This window comes from Syntrophomonas sp. UBA1041 (assembly GCF_002316705.1).
Taxonomy (GTDB): Bacteria; Bacillota; Syntrophomonadia; order Syntrophomonadales; family Syntrophomonadaceae; genus DTU019.
This window is the reverse complement of record NZ_DCEA01000058.1, coordinates 3,653-5,207: the sequence shown is the minus strand read 5'-3', so window position 1 is coordinate 5,207 and position 1,555 is coordinate 3,653. Positions and strand designations below refer to the sequence as shown.

Genomic DNA, 1,555 nt, shown 5'->3' with positions numbered 1-1,555 from the left:
CGCTTTTGTCGACGGTCTGACAGCAGGATGACCTGCCGTCAGTTTGCCTTTCAGTCAAGTGCCGTCTATTTTAAAAATTTAATGGTGAAGGGATATTGAAAGGGCTGCCCGTTGCTGACATTAAGTGACGCGATTACAACCAGGATCATATCGACCACACCCAGTGCGCCAAGCAGAAGAAGTGTCAAAAGGCTCAAAGGAATAAACACTAGGGTCACCAATAGTATACCTGCCACCATCAGCCCGACCACCGCATAAATGCTCATGGATATCTGGAAATTCAGGGATTCCTTGCCCTGTTCGTCCACCAGCGGGTATTGATCCCTTCTCAACAGCCATACAATCAACGGTCCCAATACGTTTCCCAGAGGAAGCCCGGTAAAGGCAAGAAAAGCGCTCAAGTGACATGCCATAGCCCAGTTGCGTTCGGTGGGATCGCCAGAATCCATATTAATACCTCCTATTTGATCCATTGCAGCTTCTGATGTCAGATAACGGCGCTCATTTTGCCCCAACCTCGATCCGGGCCGGATTGGTTATGCTTTTTCCCGGGCCGGGCCGAGTATCATTTCAAACAGTTGATATTGCAGAGGTAGCAATGATCCGGGGATTGTCAGCACATCCCGATACTTTCAGCGGATCCGCCGGGATCATGAAGCGTCCACTTACAGTTCTCCGTCCCGGCGGGCATGGCCGGAGCCGAATCGGGTATCTTCAAAATCTCCATATATATTAATTTTATAGGCATTACAGGGCAAATATCAAGACCCAAAGCAAGGCGCCCAACCTTGTTTGGGTCTGTTCAAAAGCAAATCATTGGCCTTAAATGGCAGTTTTATTAAAACCGGTCGCCTCCGCGCTTAAATCCCGCTGGCCTCACTGCGCACTTCACCCGTTTCATAGGCCAAAAGATATTCGGCCCAGTTGGAAGCCCACTCGCGCAAAGCCTGAATTCCCAGTGGTGACGGCGTTTTCGACTCGCTGTGTGCAGCGATTTTGAGAGCCAGGCTGCGGTAGATTTGGGCCTGATCCGATTCGGGAGCCAGTTCGACGGTGGTCTTGCCCTGAAGCTCACTCTGGGTTACGGTAATGGAGCGGGGAATGTATTCTATAACTTGCGTGTTGGTCTTTTGAACGAAATCGTCCACGATCTCCCTGGCATAGGGGGCATTGATGGAATTGGCAATGAGACCGCCCAGTAAGGCCCCGCCGCTTTTGGAGTATTTCTGTATACCGCTGAAAAGATTGTTGGCTGCATATATGGCCATAAAATCCGCCGAAGAGACCGTAAACACGTGTTCGGCGATTCCCTCCCGAATAGGCATGGCAAAGCCTCCGCAAACAACATCGCCCAGCACATCGTAAATGACAAAATCAAGATCCAGGGTCTCAAACACTTTTTGTTGTTTAAACAATTGAACCGCCGTGATGATTCCCCGGCCGGCGCATCCCACCCCCGGCGCAGGACCTCCGGCCTCTACGCAATAAACCCCGCCATAGCCTTCAAAAATAACTTCCGCAGGCTTAACCACGGTTTTTTCCCGCAGAGTGTCGA

2 protein-coding genes are annotated in these 1,555 nt (G+C 50.8%); both read right to left on the bottom strand.

Going from position 1 to position 1,555, the window contains the following annotated elements:
* Positions 1–65: 65 nt before the first annotated feature.
* Positions 66–449 carry a DUF4870 domain-containing protein gene (locus tag B2633_RS08480; RefSeq protein WP_483170170.1) on the bottom strand — a complete coding sequence of 128 codons (384 nt, stop codon included), beginning with the start codon at positions 447–449 and terminating at the stop codon, positions 66–68.
* A gap of 411 nt (positions 450–860) precedes the next feature.
* Positions 861–1,555: nitrogenase iron protein (locus B2633_RS08475; protein WP_483170169.1), on the bottom strand; the 695-nt coding region annotated here is incomplete at its 5' end.